Origin of the sequence: Tistrella sp., from assembly GCF_002684955.1 — a bacterium.
Classification (GTDB): domain Bacteria; phylum Pseudomonadota; class Alphaproteobacteria; order Tistrellales; family Tistrellaceae; genus Tistrella; species Tistrella mobilis.
Map to the genome: position 1 here is coordinate 1 of NZ_NYWI01000043.1, position 7,899 is coordinate 7,899.

The following is a 7,899-nucleotide window of genomic DNA, read 5'->3' on the forward strand; positions in this document are numbered from 1 at the left end:
CCCTCTCTACCGTCATCCCCGCGAAGGCGGGGATCCACCTTCACGGCCTCGAAGGCCGGTCCAACGCCGCCATCCGGCTCTCTTCCCCCTCCCCCGTCATCCCCGCGAAGGCGGGGATCCAGGTCCGTCCCCCCACAAAGAACGCCGCCCCCGGCCCCGCTGCCGGCAACCGCGGGGCGGCCCGACCAGGTGTTTCAACCTCGTCGGGCCGCGGTGCATACAAGCCTCCGCCTCAGAGCATTTTGTCCGCAGCCGGCACCTTGTCCCAGAAGCTCTCGTCGAAGGCGGCCTTCAGGTCGACCGGTTCCTTCAGCGCGCCGAAGCCGACCAGGTCGGTCTGCACCTTCTCGATCGACGCCATGTCGAGCGCGCCGAGGCCTTCATCGGCGGCGCGGCCGGCGACCATCAGCCGTTCGATCTCGTCCAGCATCGCCTCCTGGTGCTTGCGCTCCAGGCCTTCCGCCGCGGCCATGACGATGTCGATCGCCTCTGCCTTGTGCTCAAACGCGTATTTCCAACCCTTAAGGGTAGCGTTCAGGAAGCCCTGAACCAGTTCCGGCTTCTCGGTTGCGATCTTTTCCGAGGTGATGAAGCTGTCCTGCTGGGTGGTCACGCCATAGTCATCGGGGGTGAAGACCGTCAGATCGGTGATCCCCTGCTCTTTCAGCGTGTTCAGCTCGTTGTAAAAGGTGACGGTCGCGACGTCGAACTCACCCTCGACGAAGGGTGCCATCGAAACCGGCTGCGGAATGATGGTCAGCTCCGACTGTTTGATCTTGGCCGCCGCCAGCACCGAATACAGCGTGTATTGCGGGCCGGTGAACCAGGTCGCGACCTTCTTGCCCTTGAAATCTTCGATCGTCTTGATGCCGCTTGTCTCGCGCGCGACGAAGGCGAAGGGGGTCTTCTGCTGCGACATGCCGATGCAGATCAGCGGCAGGCCCTTGGCGCGGGCATGCAGCACCGCCTCGGTCCCGCTGCCCAGCCCGAAGGTGTCGGCGCCAGATGCCACCAGCGCCTCGGCATTCAGGTTCGGGCCGCCCGGGTTGATGGTCATGTCCAGGCCTTCGGCTTCATAGAAGCCCTTGGCCTTGGCGACATAGAACCCGGCGAACTGGGCCTGGGGCAGCCATTTCAGCCGCACCGACACCGCCTCTGCCGCATCGGCCGTGGCGGCGCCCCCCACGGGGCCGAACACCGCAGCGGCCGCCAGAGCAAGGGCCACCGCCCCCCGTTTCGCAATGCGCATATACATGGATCGAAGCCTTCCGGAGCAGTTTTTTATGGGCAAGGCGGGGGTTGTACGCACAGACCGGTCGTTGGCCGTGCACGCATGCCCACGCAATATGCATGCCATCCGACGCCATGCCGGAATCCCGCCAGCCTCGCATGCCTGCCCGGCAATCACCCGCCTATTTTATGGGCAGTGACGTTTTTTGAGCACGAAACAGGCATTCTTGTATAATAATGACATGCCCGCGCCCACAGACCGCTTCAGAGGAGCCGCAGCGGAATGTCGTCGAGCCTGCACAGATTGAGCCTGGTCCGCCTGGCGGAAGAGATCCGCCGCGGTGCGATATCGCCGGTGGATGCGGTGCGTTGCATGATGGACCGGATCGCCGCCCATGACGGCGCGCTTCACGCCTTCGCCCATCTGAACGACGCGGCGCTGGATCAGGCGCGCCGGGCCGAGGCGGAGATCGCCGCCGGTCTGGTGCGCGGCCCCCTGCACGGCGTGCCGCTGGCGGCCAAAGATCTGTTCGACACCGCCGACATGCCGACGGAATTCGGCAGCCCGGTGCTGCGCGGCCGGCGGCCCCGGCAGGATGCCACCGTCATCGCGCGGCTGCGGGCCGCCGGTGCAATCATTCTGGGCAAGACCACCCTCACCGAGGGTGCCTATGCCGACCACCATCCGGATGTGGTGCCGCCGGTCAACCCCTGGGGGGCTGCGCATTGGACCGGCACATCGTCCAGCGGGTCGGGTGTGGCGGTGGCCGCCGGGTTGATCTGGGGCGCGCTCGGCACCGATACCGGCGGCTCGATCCGCCTGCCCTCCTCATGCTGTGGTGTGACGGGGATCAAGCCGACATGGGGGCGGGTCAGCCGGGCGGGCGCGCTCGCCCTCGCCCCTTCGCTCGATCATATGGGGCCGATGGCGCGCAGCGTTGCCGATGCCGTCACCCTGCTCGGCGTGATGGCCGGCGCTGACCCGCGCGACCCCACCGCATCACAACTTGCAGTACCTGACTATATGGCAGAACTCTCCAAACCGGTGCGGGGCCTGACCATCGGCATCGACCGCGGGCTGTTGAAGGCGCGGGCCGATGATCAGGTTCTGGCCTCGATCGAGCATGTCATCGAGGTGATGACCGGGCTCGGCGCGCGGTTCGTGGAGGTCACCCTGCCGCCGATCGAGCCGGCGCTGACCGGCTGGGCGGTGCAATGCGCGGTCGAGGCCGCCATCGTTCATCGCGAACACTGGTCGACCCGCGCGGCGGAGTACGGCCCGCGCCTCGCCGCGCTGATCGAACGCGGCCACCGCCACACGGCGTTCGAACTGGCCGAAGCGCAGGAACACCGCCGCGATTTCGCGGGGGCGATGGAGGCACTTTACGCCGCCTGCGACGTGCTGCTGATCCCCGGCCTGCCGGTCGCAGGCCCCACGCTCGACTACATGTCCGGCCTGGGTGAAGACCCGGCCGCGATCCTGGCGATCGGCCCGTTCACGGCCCCCTTCGACGTCTCGGGCCAGCCGACCATCACGGTCCCCTGCGGCACCAGCGAGAAGACCCGCGACGGCGGCGGCATCCCCCTCGGCTGCCAGTTCGCCGGCCCCCGCTTCGCCGAAGCCCTGATCGCCCGCACCGCCCACGCCTTCCAGACCGCAACCGACTGGCATACACGCCGCCCCGCCGGGTATGCATAACCCCCGACACGCCCCGCCCCCTCAGTTCCACCCCACCCCCACCACTGTCATCCGCCCCTGTCAGACGCCATCCCCGTCAGGTTCGCCCCACCCCCACCACCGTCATCCCCGCCCCACCCCTGCCGTCATCCCCGCCCCACCCCTGCCGTCATCCCCGCGAAGGCGGGGATCCACCTTGCTTTCCGGCCGAAGGACGGTGCCTGCCAGGGCACGGCCGGTCCACCCGCGAACACCGCGCAGGTGGATCCCCGCCTCCGCGGGGATGACGGTAGAGAGGGCGTGCGGAGGCCGGCGAAGGGAGGACCGGACAGGGGCGCCGCATGCCATCGGCCGGTCATGTCGGCCATCGCCAGCGGCCCCAGAGGTTCGGCGTTCTTTGCGCGCGGATCCGCCTTCCCCTCCCCAGGATGACCGCCGGACGATCTGGCCTCGCCCCCGCTGAAGATCCCGAACCCCATGACCAATGGCTCCAACGCCCCCTGTTCCCCATCACCCCCGAGGTCCTGTGGCCACGCCTCCGGGCGGGTCCGGGCGGCAGCCTGGTCTTCTGCCGTCAGTCTTCCGAGACGCTGAACCAGCCGAGACCGGCCGTGGCGCCCTGGCCCAGATGGGCATCGGCGGCGATGGCGAGCGGCAGGGCGAAGGCCGGGTCCAGATCCTGCAGGATCAGGCGGCCGCGGAAGCCGGCCATGGGGATGATGCGGCCGGCAAGACGGCCGGAGCGGCGTTCCCAGCGGTCGGGGATCAGGCCGTCGGCCTGGATGCGCAGCCTGCGTGAGGCGGTGCGCAGGGCGCTGAAATCGCCGGCGATGGCGATGTCGTGCCAGCGGGCCAGGCCGCTGGCGCGGTCGGCGAGCATCATCGGCAGATTGTCGAGATGGCCGGCCAGCGCGCCGCCGGCCTTGAGGGCGAGCGGGGTTTCGATATCCAGCACCAGCGGGCGCGAGGTGTCGGGCAGTCGGGTGTCGGGCAATGTGGGCAGGCCGGTGATCCGGCGGATCTCCAGCGCCTCGACCGGCCAGGGCACGCGCATCCGGCCGAGCGCGCGCAGCGACACGCCGGCGGCCAGCGCCTCGACCAGGGCATCGGCGACGGCGGGCGCCCAATAGCCGGCGAAGCCGTAAAGCGCGATCTCGACGGTGAGGCTGCGGCCACGCCGCTGCACCCGCAACCGCCAGGGCCGCGGCACTTCCAGCCGGCGGGTGAGCATGGCCTGGGTCTGGAACAGGATCGCGAAGGCCGAGGGCCGGTTGAACGGATCCGGCCGACCGCCCGCCCCTCCGTTTGCCGCCCGCTCTTCCAGAACCCGCCCCAGCGCGCCCCGCACGGCAGCCCCCATCCACGGCCCATCCTCCAGCCCGGCCGGGGCCGCACAGCGGAGGTGGATCACCTCTCGCGTGAAGACCGGGCCGAGCAGGTCGAACCCGCCGGTGAGGGCGGGGGTGGTGAGGCGGGTGTGGATGATGGGGTTGAGGCTGGGCTGGCCGGAATTGGGGGCACCCGAGCTGGGGGTACCCGAGCTGCGGGGGCTGTAGCCGGCAGCGGGACGCGCGGTTCCGTCGTCGTCACGCCCGGCATCGGGCAGGCCGGCGGGCATCGCCGGTGTGCGGACGCGGCCCGGCCGGGCGCCCTGGTCGGGCCCGGGGCCCTCCGGCGATGTCACCATGGCGTTAATCTGCGTGTGATTGCATACTCGGCACATCATGCGGCGCATATGACCGATGCGCCACATGTTTACACCTGCCCGCGGCGGCGGCGCCCTCCCGCAGCCACGCCCGCCCCGGCCCCGCGGAGATCCGCCGGGCTTCGGGCGACGCCGGCATCTTCTCTCAGAGACAAAAGGTCAGGACCGGCGGCGCGCCCGTGTGACGATCGCCAGCAAGAGCGGTCGATCGACGATCAGGTGCTTTAATCCACACACCCGCGAAGGGTGTGACCCTTGGGCTGTCAGCACCTGTGCGCGCATGCGGTCGTTTCAATCCACACACCCGCGAAGGGTGTGACGCGGGCGCCTCGTCTGTGGCGAGGTCAATGGCAAGTTTCAATCCACACACCCGCGAAGGGTGTGACGCCCATCTATTCACCGAAGGGCACCTTCCTCTATCCGTTTCAATCCACACACCCGCGAAGGGTGTGACGCTTCGCTTTGCCGCGGCAGCCTCCGCACCTGATCGTTTCAATCCACACACCCGCGAAGGGTGTGACTGGCGCCTTTGACCTGATCGGCCGGGTCCAGGTTTCAATCCACACACCCGCGAAGGGTGTGACCCACCCCTCCTTAATACCTTGAACGCCGCCAGAAAAAAAGGCCGGTTGCGCGAACCTTTGCGTGATTCATGCCATTGCAGGCTGGCTGCATACACCGAAAATCTATCCGCTTGAAAAACCTGGGGAATTTCGCCCGCGAACCTCCCGGGATTTTTACGGGAGCTTGGGGTTCGCGGACGCCATGGCGCGGCGCTGGCTGCCGGGGTGGTTGATCGGGGTTCGCCCCCACCGCCCCCCACGGGTTCAACGAAGACCCGGATCCGGCCTGAAAACGGGTGTCCAGGGTCGATAATCTCGCGCCGGGTGGTTCATGGTGAGGCGGGTATGGCTCTGGGTCAATCCCGTCCGCCTGCCTCGCCTCCCCGCCTGGCCGGGTGTCGGGGGCGGATCGGCGGTGGCCGGCGGTTCCGGTGGCGCGGTGTTCCGGCGGTGAGCCGACGCGCGGCGGATCAGGGCGATGAACGGCTGGCTGTACCTGTCACGAACAAGCGTTCATATAGCGCGCGACCCAGGCCTCTGGCTGGCCCGGGCGCGTTATGATCGGAGCCGGTGAGGGAATCCCGTCGGCCTGTGCGCATTACGCACAAGACGGCATTTTCCCTGTCAAAGACCGATAAAATGTGGCCGCAAAAAAAGCAGCGGCGCCGCCCCCTGTGGTGCGGCGCCATGCGGGTGGTCAGGCCGGGCGGGTGGTCAGGCCGGGCGTTGGCGCACGGCCGGGTGGGTGGCCCAGCTCGACGGGACCTCGATGTCCATGTCCAGCAGGATCTGGCCGAAGCCCTTGCCCAGCGGGTCGTTGCGCATCGATGCCATGCCGCCGCCACCCAGCGCGCGGGTCAGCAGGAAGTTCATGGCATGCACCCCTGGCACGTCGAACCGGGTCACGCTGCCATCTGTGGCCATCAGATGCGCAAACCAGGCCTGGACTTTTTCGGGCGTCACCTGCCGGCGCAGCCAGGGCAGGAAATCCGGGTGGCGGGCGATCAGGCCGATATTCGAGCTGTCGCCCTTGTCGCCCGATCGGGCCCAGGCAACCGAATACAGCGGCAGCGCTATAGTCGATTCGGCTATTTCGGCGCCAACAATAGCCAGATCGGCTATTTCCGACGAATCGCCGGCTGATCGGCCGGTTTTCTGCGCGGTGTTTTTAGCCGATTCGGCTATTTCATGGCCATTTGTGATAGCCGGATCGGCTATCAGTTCAGTCCCGAACGCCTGCGCCGGCATGCCATCTGACGGTATCCGGATCGGCATGACATCATCACCGAGCGTGACGGTGACCGCCACATTGCGTTTCGGCATAAGAAACGAGAACAGCCGGACCACCGGCGAGGCCTTGGGCCGGCCCCCGGCGCCGGTGGTGCCGGGCGACCACGAGGTGCCGGCCGGGGCGATCTCGCGGGCGAAGATGCCCAGCGCCTTGCGGTCGTCGTGGCTTGCAGACAGCCGCATGACAACCTCGCGCGCACCACCTGCCCGGGCATGCGGGCCGTACATCGATTCGGCGCCCAGGATCTCGGTGCAGGTCGCCCGGTAATCGGCCAGATTGGCCTGGCGGAACATCGCCCGGGTCCGGGCCAGAATCGCATCGGCGGTGCGCTGCGCCTTGGCGGCGGCATCGATGCCGATGATGGTCAGCTGGGCCACCGCGCGCCAGCCATCCATATAGGTGGCCGAGGCCTTATAGCTGTCGGTCGGCGCGCGACCGCGTGTTCCCTGCACACGCACGCGGTCGGGACCGACCGCCTCCATCGTCACCGCGGTGAAGTCGCAGATCACATCCGGCAGCATATAGGCCGCCGGGTCGCCCACCTCGTACAGCATCTGTTCGGCCACCACCGCCGGCACCACCAGCCCGCCGGTGCCCTGGGGCTTGGTCACCACGAAGCTGCCATCGGCCGCGCATTCGGCGATCGGATAGCCGATATCCGCCCAGTCGGGCACCAGATCCCAGTCGGTATGCAGGCCGCCGGTGGCCTGGCAGCCGCATTCCAGGATATGCCCGACCAGGCTGCCGGCCGCCAGACGATCGTAGTCGTCCGCCGCCCAGCCGAATTCATGCATCAGCGCCCCCAGCGCCAGCGCGCTGTCGGCCGAGCGGCCGGTGATCACCACATCGGCGCCGGCGTCCAGCGCCGCCTTCACCGGCAGGGCGCCCAGATAGGCATTGGCGCTCATCAGTTTTTCGGGCAGGGCGGCGCCGGTGAACATCTCGGTCACCCCGGCCGACCGCAGATCGTCCAGCTTGCCCAGCAGGTCGTCGCCTTCGACGATCGCGATCTTCAGGCTGACGCCGGCCTCGTCGGCAAGCTTGCCCAACGCCGCGGCGCAGGCCCGCGGATTGACCCCGCCGGCATTGCTCAACACCTTGATTTTCCTGGCCGCGACGTCTTTGATCACCGCCCGCATCGCCACCTCGACGAAGTCGGTGGCATAGCCCTGATCCGGCGCTTTCGCCCGCATCGAGGCCAGAATCGACATGGTCAGCTCGGCCAGATAGTCGAAGACCAGATAGTCGATATCGGCCCGCCGGACCAGCTGCGGCGCGCCCACGGCGCTGTCGCCCCAGAAGCCCGAGGCTCCGCCGATCCGCACGATCCTGTCGCTTGTATGAATTCCACTCATCGGGCCGTCTCCTGGTAGGATGTTTGGCCTGATAGCCGGGAGAGGGTCGCCGCGTTGCGCTCGAAGGATGATCTTCG

The 7,899-nt window shown here is 68.1% G+C and carries 4 protein-coding genes and 1 CRISPR repeat array; of the genes, 1 reads left to right on the plus strand and 3 read right to left on the minus strand.

The window, feature by feature from the left end; all coding sequences use genetic code 11:
- Positions 1 to 232: 232 nt before the first annotated feature.
- The gene (locus CMO28_RS15675) at positions 233 to 1,255 is read right to left on the minus strand and encodes an ABC transporter substrate-binding protein (RefSeq protein WP_296715093.1); all 1,023 of its coding nucleotides are present in this window, start codon (positions 1,253 to 1,255) and stop codon (positions 233 to 235) included.
- Between the two features lie 258 nt (positions 1,256 to 1,513).
- Here CMO28_RS15675 and CMO28_RS15680 point away from each other — a divergent pair, with 258 nt between their 5' ends.
- Complete coding sequence (locus CMO28_RS15680) at positions 1,514 to 2,929, plus strand: amidase (protein ID WP_296715094.1); 1,416 nt, start codon at positions 1,514 to 1,516, stop codon at positions 2,927 to 2,929.
- Positions 2,930 to 3,482: 553 nt separating this feature from the next.
- On the opposite strand, the gene CMO28_RS15685 is transcribed toward CMO28_RS15680, so the two are convergent.
- Positions 3,483 to 4,595, minus strand: coding sequence for a hypothetical protein (locus CMO28_RS15685; RefSeq protein WP_296715096.1), 1,113 nt, complete (start codon positions 4,593 to 4,595; stop codon positions 3,483 to 3,485).
- Positions 4,596 to 4,834: 239 nt separating this feature from the next.
- Positions 4,835 to 5,199: direct repeats of the CRISPR family, unit length 34 nt; unit sequence GTTTCAATCCACACACCCGCGAAGGGTGTGACGC.
- Positions 5,200 to 5,890: 691 nt separating this feature from the next.
- Positions 5,891 to 7,822, minus strand: a complete 1,932-nt coding sequence (locus CMO28_RS15690) for an acyclic terpene utilization AtuA family protein (protein ID WP_296715097.1) — start codon at positions 7,820 to 7,822, stop codon at positions 5,891 to 5,893.
- Positions 7,823 to 7,899: the final 77 nt, after the last annotated feature.